Source organism: Shewanella sp. 433 (assembly GCF_059338565.1).
The window spans coordinates 3561809-3580221 of the sequence record NZ_CM181703.1 but is presented as its reverse complement, the minus strand read 5'-3'; the positions used below and the strand labels follow the sequence as shown (position 1 = coordinate 3580221).

Below are 18413 nucleotides of genomic sequence, written 5' to 3'. Positions count from 1 at the left end.
TTTGTATTGCCTGCCTTATATTTGGGTTACTGCAATAGCAGCAAATACCTAGAAAGGGATATGGCGATGAAAAAAAATAAAACAACGTTATTAGCCATGGCACTCATGTGTGCCATTGGCGTGAGCGCATGTAGTGATGGTGATGATGGCCAAGACGGTGCACCCGGCGCCCCTGGGATCCCAGGTGAGCCAGGTAGTCCAGGGACTCCAGCTGGTTCTACAGTCAATACGGTCAATTCAGCAGCAGACTTCATGCTAACCTTACAACCTGCCGATATCGTCGTTGTGGGCACTGATGCTTTTAGCCTCAAGTTCGATGTGACCGGCAAGAATGCTAAAGGAGAAGAGGTTCCGTTTACGGGTTTAGATAAGATAGCCTTATATGTCACCAATGAAGTGGTCAACACTACTGATGTTGGCGCGCCCATGTTGTGGTCTAACAATGCATTGGTCAATGAGTTTGGCTCGAGCATGTACTGTACGCCAACGGGTGATACAACGGATCGCAGGGGTAATGTAGTCGATGCCTGTACTCTGGTGGAAGATCCTGAAAATCCAGGTACCTATATGGGCACATGGGAACATGATGGTAATGCGCCTGTTGTCTCTGCCGCGGGTGATCCTAATAGTTTATTTAGGGTGATGATCCGTAGTTATGATGTAACCGATGCAAGTGGTGAAGGGATCTCGGATAAGTTACTTTCTACTCCGCTAGATTTCATTCCTGCCACGGGTGAATTAGCCGTATCGGCTAAAGATGCGGTATCCAATGCTGCGTGTATTCAGTGTCACAGTGAGCTGAAAGGCTATGGTGATGGTGATATGCGCATCGCCAATATTGGCGCCCACCACAACTATCAAAAAGTGGAAAATTGTGTGGCGTGTCATAACCCCGCTTATGCCACCGATCAAAACGATCCTGAAAGAGGTTATAACCTTAACTTCAACGCAATGATCCACACCATTCACGCCGGTGGTCATCTTGCAGAGTGGGGCGTGTTAAAAGGAGAGGCATTAGACGAGTTTGGTGAGATCCACTTCCCTGCTGAGCTTAACGAATGTACCACTTGTCACGATAACGGTGAGCAGTGGAACGTTAATGTCTACCGCGAAGCGTGTGTGGGGTGTCACGTCACCGTTAACTTTGAAACCGGTGAAGGCCACTCTGAGTATACTTTGCCACAAGCAGATGATTCAGCCTGTATGACCTGTCATATTGGTGGACTCAGCCCTGCAGTTGCGCATAAAGTGGGTGGCAGAGATGAGCTAGCTGACAAGTTTATTATCGACATCCAGTCGACAGAAATCCTTGCATCGGCTACGGCAGGTAAGAGCACATTGGTTGTTACTTCAAAAGTGACTATGAATGGTGTAGCACTTGATGCAGCAACATATGCCGAGATTACTGACTATATGACCAGTGCTACTCGTGGCTTCTTAATCGGTCGCTTAGATGCTGATACTGGTGATATTGCACATGGTTATGCTTCTGCTGGAAGCTTCAAAATGAACTTCACTGGCGGCGTTATGGGTGCTGGTGGTGTATTGGTCAATCAAGCCGAGTTCGATACTGACGAGTTGGTTGGGCCAATATATGCGACTGCAGAAGTTCAAGTATGTGGTGAAGCAGGCAAGATCGTTAAGTGCACTGGTCATGAAATTGGCGTGGCAAATCAAGCGGAAACCAAATATTTTAATCTTACAGATGGTGCCGCAGCAGTTGAAATGCGCATTGCTGATGCTGACCGTACAACTGTTAGCGAAGCAAAATGTAATGCTTGTCATGGTAACCTTACTTACCCTAAAGGAACCCACGGAACGACTGAGTTTACGCAATGTGTAGCTTGTCATAGTGAGAATTTAGGTGCCGTTCCAAGCTTCCACCCTACCGTTACTTTCAACACTGGTAAAAAAGATGCTGATGGTAATGATATTTGGGAAGCTGTAGAAGGCTTAACTTTTGCTAACCGCGATCTTGTTACTGTCGCTCACCGTTTCCATAGTGGTCACTGGGATGGCGAAGCAGGAGTTTATCGTGATGAAGATGGTAACCTGAATGGTTTCTCTGCAGTTGAAACTGATTGTCAAGCTTGTCATAAAGATGGTGCTACTTTCTTTGCAGCCGATGGTGGACTAACTTCTGGTAAGCGTTCAATTGAAACCGATGCAGGCTTTATCTCTCCAGTGGCTGAATCTTGTCGTAGCTGTCACGTTGAAGCGTCTGCGCTGGCTCACTTCAAGAGTAATGGGGCCTATGTTCAGGACGATCCAGGTTCAATTTCGAACTTGCCAGTTGAGTCTTGTGCAACCTGTCACGCTGAAGGTAAGACTTACGGTGTTGATAAGGTTCATATGGGAGGCGCTCATTAACACGTATGTGTACCCAAGATAGCCATAATAATAAATCTCGTTAGGTGAGCTCATCCCTGCTAGTAGTTCACTGAGATAAAGCAAGATTTTGGGGACCGATTCGGTCCCCTTTTTTATGGCCGAGTATTCAGACCGCATACTTACATTGAGTAACTTAGATTGAGTATTTTGAATGAGTGTTCTGATTGCATATGAATGTCACTCCCATGAATCGCGCGTATTCACAGCTTAGGTTGTCATCCATGGGGATAAGGTCAAATCGCGCTCAGATGTCATTAGGGCTAAGTCGATATGTGAGTGAGATAAAAGAGGGCAAATAATTTGCCCTCTTTGTGTGTCAATCACCAGCCCTTAAACAAGCCACTTACTGACTTTGTTGTAATTTAAGCAACCATTTACCGTAAAGGAAAATCCCCACAGCCGAAATAGTGCCGATTGCCGCGATGATATACCACGCCATACCGATATTGTGGGTGTTATACAGCAAGGTGGTGAGCGATTGCGCCGACTCGCCGGTATAGCTTACCAAGGTGGTGAAGGCTTCACCCTGTGGGATCGCCGCCACATCGTTCACACTCATGCCGCGCTCAGCTAATAGCTCACGGGAGAAGATCTCTTTTGAGGCATAAATCTCATATAGCTTAGGGCCAAAATAGCCTTCCAATCCCCAGCCTATCCCTTGGGGGAGCATCACAAAGCCCAAGTACATGGCTTTTTTACCTTCGGGGGCAATGTTGCCCATAAATTCGTTCTTTTTCGGGCTAATCATCATCTCACCGAAAGAGAACATGGCGATGGCCAGTACAATCATCCAAGCTGCATTGGTCGCGCCAATGAACACAAAGGCTAAGATACTCAATAAGCAGCCACCTAACATGGCGGTGGTGATACGGTATTTAGCAGTGAGCGCCGCGACTAAGAAGCAACTGGTCATGATCATGCCAGCGTTAAGGTTAAGCATGCCTTCTGGCATCACCTTAGTGCCGCTGTTATCGAGCCCGAGCCAGAACTGCAATATACCGTTTGAGGTGCCCTCAGGGCCAAACAAACTGGTGACAATTACGCTGGTATCGACCCATTCGGCAATGTGGATAGGTAGCACATCAAATAACGAGTTAAACAGAAACCAGAAACCAGCAAACACCAACATATAGTAGATCACGACTGGTTTTTTCAGTTCATGCCAAGCATCTTTCCATAGGGCTTGCTGGGTCACTTCGCCATTTTTTATCTGTAGGTTACGCGCTAAACGCTCATCTTTCCCCGGCTCTTTATAGGCCAGTAAAAAGAGAAAGTTGAGCGAAATAATTGCCGCGCAGGCATAAAACACATTGTCCCAAGAGAGCTGGCGCATATGCACGGCAACGAGCGGCCCTAAGAAGCCCCCAATGTTGACGACCTGATAAAAAATACCCCACGCCATCGAGGTGTTTTGTCTCCCCGTCGATAGCACTAAGGTGCCTTGAATACCGGGTTTAAAGATGCCGGTACCGCCTGCTAATAACATGGCACCAAACAGGAACCCCCAGAAACTGGGGAATAAGGCCATTACTAAATAGCCGCCAATTTTGATTAAGGTGGAGGCGAAAATTGTTTCCTTGTAACCGACGCGATCGGAAATGCCCCCAGTAAACACAGGAATAAAGGTTTGCATCAAGGCCCAAATAGAGATGATAACGCCATAGTCGTGCAAACTAATGCCCAAACCGCCTTCAGACACCGGCGCTTTGGCATACAGGCCAGCACTGGCTTTGACGCCGTAGTAAGCGATACGCTCTACTAGCTCCATGCCGCCGACAATCCAAAAAATATAACTTAAGCTGGCAATGGAGGCCCACATACCCAGCTGTTTCACTTCACGCAGGTCGTTATCTGCGTAAGTATTGTTGGAATCGCTCATACCCTTCCTTCTTATTATTATCCCAATCCCATTAATGATGTGCTGCTGACTGATGCTTAAAATGGGCTGTTACTACGGGGTAAATTTAATATGACCAGCTATTGAGTTTACCTTTGCATTCGTCCATTTGTTGATCGATAAGTCATCGCTTATTAAATGTGATGGGTACTCTTTATTGTTGTTTTATAGGCAATAATGTTGATATTGCGCTAATAGTGTGTGATCTAGTGGCACACTTTACCTAAATTTCGCCCTAAAAACCAAAGTGATTGTTGTCAATGTGCTTGGTGTTACAGCGCTTAGTCTTGCCGCTGCAAAGCAAATGGCATCAGTTAGGTGATAGATGAGAGGGCTATAAAGGTGGATAACAAGATGAAAAAAGCGAGCACCTAAGATGCTCGCGAGATGATTTAACCGTGGTTAAGCAATTAGCTCAGGCCGATTAGAGTGGCCAAGCTTGAGTGCCATCAACTGGTACCTCGAGTAAGTCTAAGCCAAAGCAATAGTCACCCGGTTGGTACACATAGACAGATTTGTTCACTAAGGGATAAACAAAGCTGGCCACCTGAGCCTTAGCGGCATCAGTGGTCTCCAGTCCCCACATTTGATAGAAGTCACGATAATCTAAGCCAGTTGAGTAGCTCATGGCGATCATCAAGAAATCGTTTTGGCTCATGTTTTTAGCATCATCCAAACTGAATTGGTCAAATCCTATCCCTGCGCGATCCGCCAGCCAACTTGCTTCATCGGCCTGCGCCCGCTCAAATGCACGCAGTACAATGTGCAGTCGTGCAAGCAGGTGCCAACCGTTTTGCAGGGGTCCTTGTTGCTGCGCCACGACCATAGATTGCAGCATAATCGCCATACCATTAGACCAGCCAGTGAGCTTAGCCGCCTGCATATAAGCAAAGGGATCGACTTCATTTTGGCTCGCTTGCAAGGTGGCAAATTCATCGCTTATCTCTAGCCCTTGGCATTGTGGTAACTTGCCGCTTTCAAGGTAGGCGCGAGACTTGCTGTAATAGGAGTAAGGGTTGGTTGAGGCGTGCCCCTCATGGCCATTGAAACGTAGGCGCCAGCTTTCTAAGCCATGGCCTAACTCATGAATGTCGCCATGTCCGGTAGGACTAAATGACCAGCCCGCATCGTAGGGGTTACCCGAGCAGCCTGCACCGCAGGTGGGTTGATCCGCATTCATGTGTTTAACGATGTCGAGCTGATTGATGGTCAGTCCTTTGCTGGCGGCAAAGTCATGAATTTCATCGACCCTTTCAATAAATGGGCCTTGAAAACCCGCCAGTAGGTGAGGGTAGTTATGCACATGGGTCATGATAGCCTGCCCCATTTTCTCTGGGGTGTCCCATAGCGGCTCATGGCTCATGGTGCTGCGCATCTTATCGAGGCGAGAATGCACCTCAAAGTGCGGTGTGGCCAGCTCAGCCCAATCGTAGTCACCTTTGTCGAGTGCTTGTAAAAAGGCGGTGCCGTCCATCCCTTCACGCCAATAGGGGTGTTGCCCTACAGTCGTAAACGACAGTGTCACCGGGAGATCGTTGGCATTAAAACTGACCTGCAATGGACCGCCGTAGGGGGAGGTCAGCTTAATAGTTTCACCCGGCTTAATTTCAATATGGGGTGATTGTAAAAACTTAGCGCGGTTATAGCCATTATTGGCAAACTCATGGGTTGAGCCTGAGCGCTGGGTATTAATAAATACCCAAGCGCGCAGTGGGCTGTCATCGGTGCGGGTGACCTTAACGGTTTGTCCGGGCAGTGCATAGACACCCGCCGATCGAAACCCTTGCTTGCTGACCAACTTGACCTGCTGACTCATTGGGGTGATATGGCTAAAGTCGGTGCGGCTGAAGTTACCTAAATCGAGCGGCACCGCATTGATATCACGCGTGTAATAAACCGTATGATCGGCAAAAAAAGCCTTTAAATAGTCCATGGTGGCAGTGGTTGCCACATTCATAGGGTAGCTAATGTCATGGCGATAGACATCGCCCAGCATGATCAGGTATTTGTACAGCTGGTGATCATCTAGGCTGAAAATATCGAGTTTTTGGCTATCAAACCCAACTATCTGGCTACGAATATGATTGAGTGCGGGGCGATAATCGTCATTAAAGCGAGCATCGCAGCCAGTGGCGCAGGCCGCTAAATTAAACGGCGCTGTTTCATCCCTTAGTAGGCTTAACCATAGACTCTCTTGGGTTAACGAGGGCTTAGCGTTAAACATGGCGCTATAGTTAGCCCAGTCGGCTTTATCGGCACCATAATAGTTACCAGGTCCACCCGGACCCTGCATGGCAAATCCCATGGTGTTGAGCACAGTTTGAGTGAGCGGCACGCTGTTCCAACTGTGCATATGTAGATAAAGCAGTGGTGTACCAGCCTGTTGCAGGCGCGTTAGGTTGTCGCTGACCAGTGCGTCGCTAAAATCGCCGCTTGAGCCCATGATCACCAGCTGAGCATCGGCTAAGCAGTCGCTGAGCTCGGCGGCCACATTGCAGCGCGTCACTTGCCAATCGGGGAACTGTTTACCTAACCATGCTGTAATACGGTTATTGCTCCAATCGCCCATCATTAGCAATTTGACCTGCTTTGATTGAGGCAAGGTGGTGGCATCTTGGGCTAACAACCAACCTAAGAGTCGCAGCATACTGGGTTCAAAATCGAGATTATTGCCCTCTTGCATACCAGAGATGATATCTGAGCCAAACGCGGCGTTACGCTGGCCTGCCGTTTCACTGGTCGCCGCGAAAATACGGCCATTATTGCCGCGCACCAGTTCGAAACGTTTGTTGTTGGGGTAGGCATTGGCGGCGGAGATGATCTGGATCATTTGCGATTGTTGACCCGAGTCATAACGCACCACATCATTTTGATAAATCTCGCGCAGCATCGCCAGATGCTCTTGGCGATACTGAGCGATAAGGTTGACGGCGCGGTCGATCACCTGAGTCTCAAAGCCACTCATTTGGCCAGCATCCCCAGTGCGAATGGCGGCGCTGATCTGATCTTTAAGGGTCAATGTCAGCTGATCTTGACTGCGTTGACCTGCGCCATCGGTAACCTCTAGCGATAAGCTGATGTCGGCATCTTGCTCTAATGTAGTGGCATCAATGGTTAACACGGCGGTATCTGCGCCCGATAAGTTCACGCTTGGGCCGCTCAGTTGTTGCCAGCGGTAGCTCACGGTGCCCTGGTTATAGACGGCCACCTCGGCGATGAGGGTCTGCAGCTGATGGTTCCACCCCTGCAAGTCTGGGCCCAGTTCAACATCGGGTGGCTGCACAGGCTCCGGCTCCGGGGTTGGCTCCGGATCAGGATTAGGATTAGGATCTGGGTTAGGCTCTGGCTCCGGATCTGGGGTTGGATCGGGATTAGGCTCTTGATCCGGATCGGGTGTAGTCGGAGGCGGCGTGGTTGGCGGGATAATGTTGCCTTCACCTGTACCACTATCTGGGATGCTAGGGGAGTTATCCTCTACGCCACCACCACTACAAGCCATCAACCCCAGTATGAGGGGCAGGAGTAACCATTGTTTCATTATTAACATTCCATGATCATTTTGGCGCTATTTTGATTGTATTGACATGACAAAGCAATTGTTTAAAGAAATTAATCAATAAAAACAATGGTTAATCTGGTTTATTGACGTTAGTAAAAATATTGACGCTAAGGATGAGTGATATTTATTCACTTTTTTCGCGGTTATTTTTGATTAAATTGTTGTTTTTAAAGTTTATACTTCTGGGGTTTGTTAGAATTGTTTCTTATATGTTGATCTCCCCCTAAGTATTGATATGTAGCGCTTGTCAGACTGTCCGACAATAAATATGGTGTCGTTTCAAACAATCATCTTTTATCCTGTCGACTAGGGTGAATCAAGGAAAATCGGTATGTCTCGGTTAGAAAACGAATTGCTTCAAGCCAATACACAGGCTGCATCCAACAAAGGCCAGCGTTTTTTTAAACGCTTCAAATCGGTGCGCTTTCAGTTAAAGCTTAATGTTTTTTTAGTCATCCTCTCTTTTTTCCTGTTGGGTTATAAGGGGATAACCGGTATGCAAGATGCAGGCGACTCGATCAGCGACCTTTACAGCCAAGGCATGCAGCACAGTATTCGCGCCGGTAAAATTTTAAATGCCTTAGAAGGGGCACGTAGCGCCTTGTTACTGGGTTTTCAGCACGATCCATCCGGTGAGTTTGCCACCATGCATAACCACCCAGTGAATAAACATGTCGAAGATAGTCAAGCGATGCTGACACTACTGCATGATGTAGTCGATAATGAAATTTTAAGCTCAGATCTGGCCGTAAATGAGCAAGAGTTGGTGCAGCAGTTGGCCACCTTGCTGGATAAAGTGATTAAAGTAGGCTTTGACCCCGCCATCGCCGCGCTCAGTCAGGGTGACTATAAGCAATCAAATCAATTATTACTCACCCAAATTAATCCCATGTTTAACGAGATCGCTAGCCAAGCGCAGGCCTTTTTAGATCTGCAGATCAATGAGGGCAAGCTCAGTTACGAAACGTTTCAAGACAACATGGCACTGTATATTTTATTAGTGGTGCTATTTTCCAGTATCAGTATGTTAGTGATTATATTCAGTGCCACACTCATTATTCGCCGAGTTAACCAGTCTGTTGTACAGCTTGAACAGGCCGCCGATGATATTGCCGGTGGTGATTTAACCCAGCGAATCCAGTTAGGTGGTGATGATGAGTTTGCCCATATTGCTAATTACGTTAATCGGATAGCGGCTAGATTCCAGCAGGTAGTGCAAAATACCCATGGTTCTACGGCGCAACTGGCCAGTGCCGCCGAAGAAAACTCTGTGGTGGCTATTCAAGCCCAGCGCAGTGTGGTTGAGCAGCAGCAACAAACCCAGCAGGTTGCCGCCGCGATACATGAATTTACAGCTACCGTACGCGAAGTGGCTAGCAATGCTGCCTCAGCTGCCCAAGCATCGGAAGCTGCCAATGAGGCGGCGGAAAGTGGTCAAACTGTGGTTGATGAGAGCATGACGGTGATTCAAACCTTAGCGACAGAGCTTGCAGATGCCAGCAAGGCGATGACTTTGCTATCACAGCATTCAAATGAGATAGGCAGCGTTATCGAAGTGATCCAAGCCATTTCAGAACAAACTAACTTACTGGCACTGAATGCGGCGATTGAGGCTGCGCGAGCGGGTGAGCAAGGACGCGGTTTTGCCGTGGTGGCCGATGAGGTGCGCTCGCTTGCTAAGCGTACACAGGATTCGACTGAAGAGATCCAAAAGATGATCCAGCGTCTGCAGCAAGGAGCTAAAGACTCTATGGTGATGATGGAACGTGGCACCGAGCAGGTTAAATTAAGTGTCGATAAGTCGCAGTTGGTGGGTGATGCGCTGCAGCAGATCATGCAAAGTATCTCTGAGATCAATGGCTTAAATGCGCAAATTGCTACCGCATCAGAACAGCAGAGTGCGGTAACCGAAGAGATTAATATCAATATCACCAGTATCAGTGATATTGCCGATCAAACCGCTGCTGGCGCCGAGCAAAGCAATGCCGCCACTCAAGAGTTGGCAAAACTGGCCGAGTCGATGGCGCAAGAGATTGCTTATTACAAGGTGTGAGCCCTTTTAGTTAAGCCTATAGCGCCATAGCTTTTATAATAATGGTTTAGGCAATATAGACTTAAGCCATGAAAGCGTTAGCAATAAAGGTGTTAGGCAATAAAAAAGGCAGTCTTATGACTGCCTTTTTTGTTAAGCGGTTAAGTCTCTAGGTTTTCAGCTTTTAAACCTTTCAGCCCTAAAACCTTACAGCTCGCAAACGCGGTTAAGCTTCCAGCTTGGCAAGTTCTGCTTTTTGCTCGGTGAGCTTGTCCATATCACGTTGGTATTCCGCTTGCTTAGCACGCTCTTTTTCAATCACGGCAGCAGGGGCTTTCGCCACGAAACCTGGGTTAGACAGCTTACCTTCGATGCGCTTAAACTCACCCGCTAGCTTCTCAAGCTGCTTGTCGATACGCGCCATCTCTGCCGCCACATCGATAAGGCCTGCCATCGGGATCAACAGCTCCATGTCACCAATCAACTGCGTGGTCGACATAGGTGCGGTGTCGTCGTCGCCAAGAATGGTCATGCTTTCAAGTTTAGCCAAGGTTTTAAAGAAGGCTTGGTTGGTCTCGATACGGGCCTTGTCGCGCTCGCTTACGCCACGCAGCAGTGCATTAAGCGGCTTGCTTGGGGCGATGTTAAGCTCGGCGCGAATATTACGTACCGCGGTGATCACTTGCTTAACCCACTCAAGATCTTCCATCGCGGTGGCATCGACTTTATCTGCCTGATACTCAGGGAACGGCGCGAGCATCAAGGTGTCGCCTTCAACGCCAGCTAGCGGTTTAACGCGCTGCCAGATAGTCTCAGTGAGGTAAGGCATCATGGGGTGCATCAGGCGCTGCATCGCTTCAAGGATGGTCACCAAGGTGTGGCGAGTACCACGCAGTTGGGCGTCAGTGCCGCTTTGCATCACAGGCTTAGTGAGCTCTAGGTACCAGTCACAGAACTGGTTCCAAGTGAACTCATAAATGGTGTTGGCCGCCAAGTCGAAGCGGTAGTTTTCCATGTGCTCATCATAGGTTTTCACGGTTTGATTAAACAGACCGATAATCCAGCGATCGGCCAATGACAGCTCCATTTCGCCGCCATGTTGACCACAATCTAATGGCTCGCCTACAGCATCATCTGCAGCATCATCCGCTTGCACTTCGGTGTTCATTAACACGTAGCGCGATGCGTTCCAGATCTTGTTACAGAAGCTGCGGTAACCGTCGAGACGCTTCATGTCCCAGTTGATATCACGGCCAGTGGAGGCCATTGATGCCAAGGTGAAACGCAGTGCGTCGGTACCGTGGGCTTCGATGCCGTCGCTAAACTCTTTACGGGTGCTCTTTTCAATCTTTGCGGCTAGTTGAGGCTGCATCATGTTGCCGGTGCGCTTCTCAACTAAGGTTTCAAGATCGATACCGTCAATCATATCCAGAGGATCGAGCACGTTACCCTTAGACTTAGACATCTTGTTACCCGCTTCATCGCGGATAAGGCCTGTCACATAGACCGTCTTAAACGGCACTTGTGGTTTGCCATTTTCATCTTTAATGAAGTGCATGGTCATCATGATCATGCGCGCCACCCAGAAGAAGATGATGTCAAAACCTGTCACCAACACGTCCGTTGGGTGGAAGGTTTTAAGCGCCTTAGTATCTTCTGGCCAGCCCAAAGTTGAGAAGGTCCATAACGCTGAACTAAACCAAGTGTCCAGTACATCAGGGTCTTGGCGTAGCACTACGGTGTCGGCTAAGCCGTGCTTAGCACGTACTTCGCTTTCATCGCGGCCAACGTACACTTTACCCGCTTCGTCATACCAAGCAGGAATACGGTGTCCCCACCATAGCTGGCGCGAGATACACCAATCTTGAATGTCACGCATCCAAGAGTTGTACATGTTCTCATACTGCTGTGGTACAAACTTGATATCACCGTTTTCAACCGCTTCCATGGCGGTTTTCGCCATTGGCGCTACGGCAACATACCATTGGTCGGTAAGAAGTGGCTCAATCACCACACCAGAGCGATCGCCATAAGGCACTTTTAATCCGTGGGGATCAATTTTGCCCAGCAAGCCTAAGGTTTCAAACTCTTCAACAATGGCACTACGGGCTTTAAAACGGTCAAGGCCGGCATAACGCTCAGGCAGAGCGTTGTCTAACTCGTTGTTGGCGGTGCCGTCGCTGTTAACCACTTCGGCCGTTGAGCGGATCGCCGCGTCCATGGTTAAGATGTTAAACATGGGTAGGTTGTGACGTTTACCGACTTCGTAGTCGTTAAAGTCATGGGCTGGGGTGATTTTGACACAACCGGTACCAAATTCCATGTCGACGTAATCGTCGGCAATGATCGGAATGCGGCGGTTAACGATAGGCAGCAGGATAAATTTGCCAATCAGTGATTGATAACGCTCATCATCAGGGTGCACAGCAACGGCACTGTCACCTAACATGGTTTCAGGGCGCGTAGTGGCCACTTCAAGGTAGTCTTTTCCGTCAGCGGTCAGTGCGCCATCGGCCAGCGGGTAGCGAAAATGCCACATGCTACCTTGCTTCTCTTTGTTCTCAACTTCGAGATCTGAGATCGCGGTGTGCAGCTTAGGATCCCAGTTAACGAGGCGCTTACCACGGTAGATGAGCTCATCTTCATACAGACGAACAAACACCTCTTGTACCGCTTCAGACATCCCTTCGTCCATGGTGAAACGCTCACGATCCCAATCAACCGATGCGCCAAGACGACGTAGCTGTTTAGTGATGGTGCCGCCCGATTGGTTTTTCCAATCCCAAATACGTTCGATAAAGGCATCGCGACCGAGATCGTGACGGCTCTTACCCTCTTCGGCTTCTACTTTGCGCTCAACCAGCATCTGGGTGGCAATACCCGCATGGTCGGTACCCACCTGCCAAAGGGTGTTTTTGCCCTTCATGCGCTGGTAACGGGTCAAAGTATCCATGATGGTATCTTGGAAGGCATGGCCCATATGCAGACTGCCCGTCACGTTTGGTGGCGGGATCATGATGCAATAGTTGCCTTTTGACTCATCGCCGTGCGGCTTAAAGTAACCTTTCTCTTCCCAGTTTTGGTAGAGGCTTTGTTCGATTGACTGCGGGTTGTATGTCTTTTCCATAGGAGCGTGTGCTTCTCAAACTAATTAATTGGTTGTTGGGTCGTCAGGGGGATCCCTAACTGGCGATACTGACGATAACGATCGCGGGCGGTCGCTTTCATGGCAGCATCGTTAGCAACGAAGTCGATAATCTGGCCAAAGTTTACCGCAAATTGCGGCGCTTGGTCTGCAAGATTTATCAGAAGATGACGATTTTTATTGGGGCCGAGCTTATCAAAGCCAATTTCCACTGGCGCGCCGCCTGTTGGCCCTTCACCTTTTAGGTTGTGGGGCACGAATGCTGTGGGCTCAAATAGCCATAATATTTCGTCAATGGCATAGGCTTGCTGTTGGTCATTACAGTGAACATACACTAACTGCTGGCGAGCAAACGCTTGCTGTGCAAGTTGACACGCCAAACGGTAAACATCATCGAGCGCCGATGTCACCGTAGCTGCTGCGGCAGCAGGTTGCCCAGCTTTAGGAAGTGTTTGCGGCATCAGGTAAAACAGGGCGTTTGGCATTATCTGGCTCTATGTTGGCTGAGTCTGACTTGATGATTGACGAAAGGGGAGATTTTACACTAAAAGTGGGGTGTTAAACCATAGGGGGAGGGGATTTGTCGAATAACAAATTGGGTAATATTTTTGGTGGTAGCGTTTGGCCGCATCGTCATTGATTTGGTGTGTTTGAAGGTCGTACCTTCACTGGTATCAATCGCCTGTCCGGCGGGGAATGTGTTTGAAGGTCGAACTTTCATTGCTATGAATAGCCTGCGGCTCGCTTATGTGCAGATACTGCTTCGGGACGCTATGCGCCATCCATGGCCGCTTAACGAAAACATCCATGTTTTCGATACCCTCTGCCGCATCTACACTGGGTTATTGCTCTCTTCGATTTGACCTTGTGGGAGGTTTTTACCGTAAAATTAGTAAGGTAAATTGGTATCTGCCTAACTTTTAAGTTGACCAAACTGATTTATAGGTGTTATGCGTACTTTATTGAATGCTTTGTTTTCGCCAGTTTTCTACTGCTGTTCCTAAACGCCCATTAGTAACAACGCCTTGCCACTCTTTCCAAAACTCAATAGTTCCACTATCTGGTTTATTAATCGGCTCATTAATACGTATTCTACTTGGCAGTAAACTTGCGTCACCAACGACTAAAGCCTCTCCAGTATCTAATGTCGGTAAAATATCGCTGAACCCACCTAAGCTATCTGGTAGAAGTTTCTTGATTACAGCTTGGTCATCAGAATTTGTGAGCCTCATAGCAACAAAGTTGCTGCATTGACTGAGTATTGTTTTATTAACTTCTGATGGTCTTTGGCTTACAACAACTAAACTCACCCCGTACTTTCTTCCTTCTTTAGCTATTCTTTCAAAAATTTGAATTGAGATATCATCGCTAGCACCTGCCGTATTTTTATGAGGAATGTATAAATGTGCTTCGTCACAAAAAATTGCGACTGGATGACGAATACTAGAGGGTGTCCATTGTTGAACCGAAAATGCTAATCGAGCTACAAGAGAAACTATTAATGGTAAAACATCAGAAGGAACCTCTGAAAAGTTGATTATTTTAACACCACCATTACCTTTCTCATCATTACAACCTAGCAGGGCATCAGCCAACCTATTTAACCAGTCAAATTTAAGAACGTCATCGCCACCTTGGAATAAAAAACCTAATCGACGATCAGATATTTTATTTTCTAAGCGCGAAATCATCCTGCTGAGTTTTCCATTGAACTCACCTGCTTTAGTCGTATTAGCTCTAGCTCCAGGAACTTGTTCAATATTAATATCATTTAATGATTGAAGTAGCTCTGCTAAATTAAAAGGAACAGGACTATCTACTGTAAAGTTATCAAGAATGTCTTGATGGTCACCTTCTGTTAAATAATTAGTTTTAGCTGTATTTACTTCTCTAGCCATTAACATCGATTGATTAGGTGCATTTTGGTCACTTCTATCCACAAAAAGTGACACTAAGGCTTCGTATGACAATAACCAATATGGTAAATAAATAGAACCATCCGCTAAAGTTCGTTTAGCCTCAATATCACTAGGTCCTGCAACTTTATAATGACTGATACCATTACCTTGCAGAGGTGAATACTCACCATGTAAATCAAATATAATAGCATTGGAGTTTTTAAGTTCTGCTACTTGCTCTATTATTCGTGCAGTTGTCCAAGACTTACCCGCACCTGTACTTCCACCTATAAAAGCATGTCGTTGGAAAAATTTATTTCCGTTTAAATAAGCAACTGCATTTTCGTCTAATGTGTATTTACCAAGAGTCAGGGAGTTACCATCGGCTTCAGCATGTGAAATTACTCTCATAAACGAAGTTAAATTATCTCCTTCCAGCGCAAAGCAGTTTGCATCGATTTCAGGAACGCTTTCTAGAGTTCTTCTAAAAATATTACGTTTAATACCATCAGCATCTATTAGTGAGCCAATTAAAGAAACCTTACACAAGTTTTGCTCATTGTCTTGATCTTCATTATTTTCATCCGTTGATAATAATGCCAATTTTTTTCTTGTCACCTGACTAATAATTCCAATTAAATGCTGGCCTAGTTTGCTGCTCTGTAAAACAGCTAATCTATTTACCTGTAGTCTTTTTAATTGTTCTGAATCTGCCACTTCCACAACAACCGTTGCAGTATCGACTGAAGCAACTTTCCCTAAAGCTTCATCATCATTAAAATTAAATATAGTCATATGCTTCCTTACATTATTAAGTTCATGAAACCATTCAGCGACCAAAAATCACCGTCAACCTCGACAGGCGTATCATACAGAGAGCTATATACTTTTGATTTACCTTCGCCTAGTGCTTCAATGGCTAAATACTTATTTGTATTATCATTTGAAATGAATTCTTTTGTAGCACCAGTTAACTCATAAGTAATAATAATTACTGCGGCTCCATTGTTTGCACATCTATTTACCAATTTGGTTTGGATATGTTCATCATTGAAGCCAAATCCGACGCATAGGTATGCATTAGCTTGATCCATTACGTCATCAGATTCATGGATAATTGTTTTATAGGGCTCTTTATGTGTACTACGGTACTTCTCTATGCCAGGTGTAACTATTAACGGCGTTAAGTTATCAGGAAGAACGCTGACATTACCTAGAGAAATAATTACTCCGCTTGTATTGACAAACCAACCTAAAGATCCATGTACTTTCCAAATGTTTACTTGCCTCGTGCATGTTAAATAGTCTTTCTTCACGGCATTCCCTCTGAACCCATGAGAGAAACCACTATAATGATGTATATTTTCTTGTTCACAGGCATATTCGGCAAGACGATCATAATTAGGAGTTATAATGTTCAGCTCTTTGGCTGTGCTTCTAAACATATGCTTTAGCAATTTTCCTAATGGAAACAGGTAAGCATTATTCAACGATTCTTTAAATACGCTAATATCTTCAGGAGCAAGTAAATTCCATGTTGCATTCACAACTCTTGATGTAAGATTTTGCGACAACGGAATTTTATGCAATGCAGTCTCTAGATCTACGTCGTTATTTAACTCTGCGCAAAAATTTACCCATGAAGTTTGTTCGTCGCCACTTAAGTCAGAAGCATCAACATGTTCTATTAGGTGTTTTGCTAATTGCCACATACCAGACATTTTAAAAGCAGCAGAAGCACCGCTACCCAATATTATTACTGGTGAATTTTTGTAATAATCCTGGGCTTGCTTTGAAATTTTTTCTAATACGTCTTTAGACATAAAACCCCTTATATAGAATTAGAGATCAGCAATAAGTGCAGTCAGAGTCAACTTTTTAAGGGGGTGGTTGGCTTTTCATTCCCTGAATGGCGTGGTCGATGCTTGAGTCGAGTTGGCCTAGCTCTGTCCTTGATTGGTGATACTTTAATCTATTTTATAGCGAGTATTCAACAAGCTGTGTCACATTTTATTGCTATTTTCTCCGTAAAAATAATAGCTTGTATCGATGCCACTCAATGAAGCTAAATCGAAGAGAGTTAATAACCCAGTGTAAACACGATTTTGGCCTTCGAAATCATGGATGATTTCGCAGAGCCCACATGGATGTGCTTGCGGCGAGCCAAAATAGTGTTTGCACATTCCTCGCCGGACAGGCGTTAAGTAGCAATGAAGGTACGACCTTCAAACAGATTCAATAAATGAGCACTCAGCAAAATGTCAGCTAGCACTTCATTGACAGTATCAAATGAAGTCAAATCGAAGAAAGTTAATAATCCAGTGCAGATGCGGCAGAGGGTATCGAAAACATGGATGTTTTCGTTAAGCGGCCATGGATGGCGTACAGCGTCCCGAAGCAGTATCTGCACATCCTCCGCCGGGCAGGCGATAAATTGCCACGAAGGTTCGACTTTCAAATCACCTGTAAATACAAATTAGGCCAAAGATTCCTTCTCAATCGCCCACAATAGAGTTAAATCGAAGAGACGTTAGACATAGGTGTAAACGCGGCTGCGGCCTTTGCCAGCATGGCCGCTCTTTGACATCCGTGTCATCGCGGCATTTGTGAATCCATTCACATCAGATGCTGGCGTAGAGCCCACAGGGATTGTGCTTGAACAACGTCCATGTCTAAAAGCCAGTTCGGCGTCCATGCCTCTCGTTCGTTAGCGCGAAGCTACGCTTCACTCACCGTGCCGCAGAAGTGTTTGCACATTCCTCGCCGGACAGGCGTTAAGTAGCAATGAAGGTACGACCTTCAAATCTCCTGTAAATACAAATTAGGCCAAAGGTTCCTTCCCAATCGCCCACAATAGAGCCAAATCGAAGAGACGAAATGACCCAGTGTAAACACGATTTTGGCCTTCGAAATCATGGATGATTTCGCAGAGCCCACAGGGATGTGCTTGCGGCGAGCCAAAATAGTGTTTGCACATCCCCCGCCGGGCAGGCGTTAAGTGGCCATGAAGGTACGACCTTCAAACAGATTCAATAAATAAGCACTCAGCTAAATGTTCGCTAGCACTTCATTGACTGTATCAAATGAAGTCAAATCGAAGAAAGTTAATAATCCAGTGCAGATGCGGCTGCGGACGTTGATGGCAGGGATGCCATCGTCGAGCCTCCACGGATGGCTCACAACGATATCCCTATCTAAAAGCCAGTTCGGCATCCCTGCCTCTCGTTCGTGGGCTCGAAGCTACGCTTCACTCACCGTGTAGCAGAAGTATCTGCACATATGCCCACGGCAGGTGATTGATAGCAGCGAAGGTTAACGCTTAATCAACCCTCACCGCAGGTGATAGATTGCCATGAAGGTACAACCTTCAAACACATCCAATAAACAAGAACTCAGCTAAATGTTAGCTAACACGTCACTCACCTTACCCAATGAAGCCAAATCGAAGAGACGAAATGACCCAGTGTAAACGCGGTTTTGGCCCTTGGCGA

Annotated in this window: 10 protein-coding genes; 2 read left to right on the top strand and 8 right to left on the bottom strand. The window is 46.6% G+C overall.

Annotation, left to right across the window (positions count from 1 at the left end):
• Window positions 1–66: 66 nt before the first annotated feature.
• Window positions 67–2370 (top strand): OmcA/MtrC family decaheme c-type cytochrome, encoded by a 2304-nt coding sequence (locus AC5YB1_RS15845; protein WP_494519953.1) that lies wholly within the window; start codon window positions 67–69, stop codon window positions 2368–2370.
• 364 nt (window positions 2371–2734) lie between these two features.
• On the opposite strand, the gene AC5YB1_RS15840 is transcribed toward AC5YB1_RS15845, so the two are convergent.
• Together AC5YB1_RS15840 and AC5YB1_RS15835 are read right to left on the bottom strand one after the other, a co-directional pair.
• Window positions 2735–4270 carry an MFS transporter gene (locus AC5YB1_RS15840; RefSeq protein ID WP_494519952.1) on the bottom strand — a complete coding sequence of 512 codons (1536 nt, stop codon included), beginning with the start codon at window positions 4268–4270 and terminating at the stop codon, window positions 2735–2737.
• A gap of 442 nt (window positions 4271–4712) precedes the next feature.
• Window positions 4713–7826 carry an ImpA family metalloprotease gene (locus tag AC5YB1_RS15835; protein WP_494519951.1) on the bottom strand — a complete coding sequence of 1038 codons (3114 nt, stop codon included), beginning with the start codon at window positions 7824–7826 and terminating at the stop codon, window positions 4713–4715.
• Between the two features lie 352 nt (window positions 7827–8178).
• On the opposite strand from AC5YB1_RS15835, the gene AC5YB1_RS15830 reads away from it, so the two are divergent.
• Window positions 8179–9900, top strand: a complete 1722-nt coding sequence (locus tag AC5YB1_RS15830) for a methyl-accepting chemotaxis protein (protein WP_494519950.1) — start codon at window positions 8179–8181, stop codon at window positions 9898–9900.
• A gap of 205 nt (window positions 9901–10105) precedes the next feature.
• Here the strand turns inward: AC5YB1_RS15830 and AC5YB1_RS15825 are convergent, their stop codons facing one another.
• The 6 genes from AC5YB1_RS15825 to AC5YB1_RS15800 all read right to left on the bottom strand — a co-directional run bounded on the left by AC5YB1_RS15825 (window position 10106) and on the right by AC5YB1_RS15800 (window position 18102).
• Window positions 10106–13006 (bottom strand): valine--tRNA ligase, encoded by a 2901-nt coding sequence (locus AC5YB1_RS15825; RefSeq protein ID WP_494519949.1) that lies wholly within the window; start codon window positions 13004–13006, stop codon window positions 10106–10108.
• A 20-nt stretch (window positions 13007–13026) separates the two neighbouring features.
• Window positions 13027–13509, bottom strand: a complete 483-nt coding sequence (locus AC5YB1_RS15820; protein WP_494519948.1) for a DNA polymerase III subunit chi — start codon at window positions 13507–13509, stop codon at window positions 13027–13029.
• Window positions 13510–13983: 474 nt separating this feature from the next.
• Window positions 13984–15717 (bottom strand): ATP-binding protein, encoded by a 1734-nt coding sequence (locus AC5YB1_RS15815; protein ID WP_494519947.1) that lies wholly within the window; start codon window positions 15715–15717, stop codon window positions 13984–13986.
• Window positions 15718–15725: 8 nt separating this feature from the next.
• The gene (locus AC5YB1_RS15810) at window positions 15726–16745 is read right to left on the bottom strand and encodes an SIR2 family protein (protein ID WP_494519946.1); all 1020 of its coding nucleotides are present in this window, start codon (window positions 16743–16745) and stop codon (window positions 15726–15728) included.
• A gap of 377 nt (window positions 16746–17122) precedes the next feature.
• Window positions 17123–17380, bottom strand: a complete 258-nt coding sequence (locus tag AC5YB1_RS15805) for a hypothetical protein (protein WP_494519945.1) — start codon at window positions 17378–17380, stop codon at window positions 17123–17125.
• A gap of 590 nt (window positions 17381–17970) precedes the next feature.
• The gene (locus tag AC5YB1_RS15800; protein ID WP_494519944.1) at window positions 17971–18102 is read right to left on the bottom strand and encodes a hypothetical protein; all 132 of its coding nucleotides are present in this window, start codon (window positions 18100–18102) and stop codon (window positions 17971–17973) included.
• Window positions 18103–18413 lie beyond the last annotated feature (311 nt).

Coding starts and splice junctions, on each gene's coding strand:
- AC5YB1_RS15845 (WP_494519953.1), top strand. CDS start 67: ATGAAAAAAAATAAAACAACGTTATTAGCCATGGCACTCATGTGTGCC.
- AC5YB1_RS15840 (WP_494519952.1), bottom strand. CDS start 4,270: ATGAGCGATTCCAACAATACTTACGCAGATAACGACCTGCGTGAAGTG.
- AC5YB1_RS15835 (WP_494519951.1), bottom strand. CDS start 7,826: ATGAAACAATGGTTACTCCTGCCCCTCATACTGGGGTTGATGGCTTGT.
- AC5YB1_RS15830 (WP_494519950.1), top strand. CDS start 8,179: ATGTCTCGGTTAGAAAACGAATTGCTTCAAGCCAATACACAGGCTGCA.
- AC5YB1_RS15825 (WP_494519949.1), bottom strand. CDS start 13,006: ATGGAAAAGACATACAACCCGCAGTCAATCGAACAAAGCCTCTACCAA.
- AC5YB1_RS15820 (WP_494519948.1), bottom strand. CDS start 13,509: ATGCCAAACGCCCTGTTTTACCTGATGCCGCAAACACTTCCTAAAGCT.
- AC5YB1_RS15815 (WP_494519947.1), bottom strand. CDS start 15,717: ATGACTATATTTAATTTTAATGATGATGAAGCTTTAGGGAAAGTTGCT.
- AC5YB1_RS15810 (WP_494519946.1), bottom strand. CDS start 16,745: ATGTCTAAAGACGTATTAGAAAAAATTTCAAAGCAAGCCCAGGATTAT.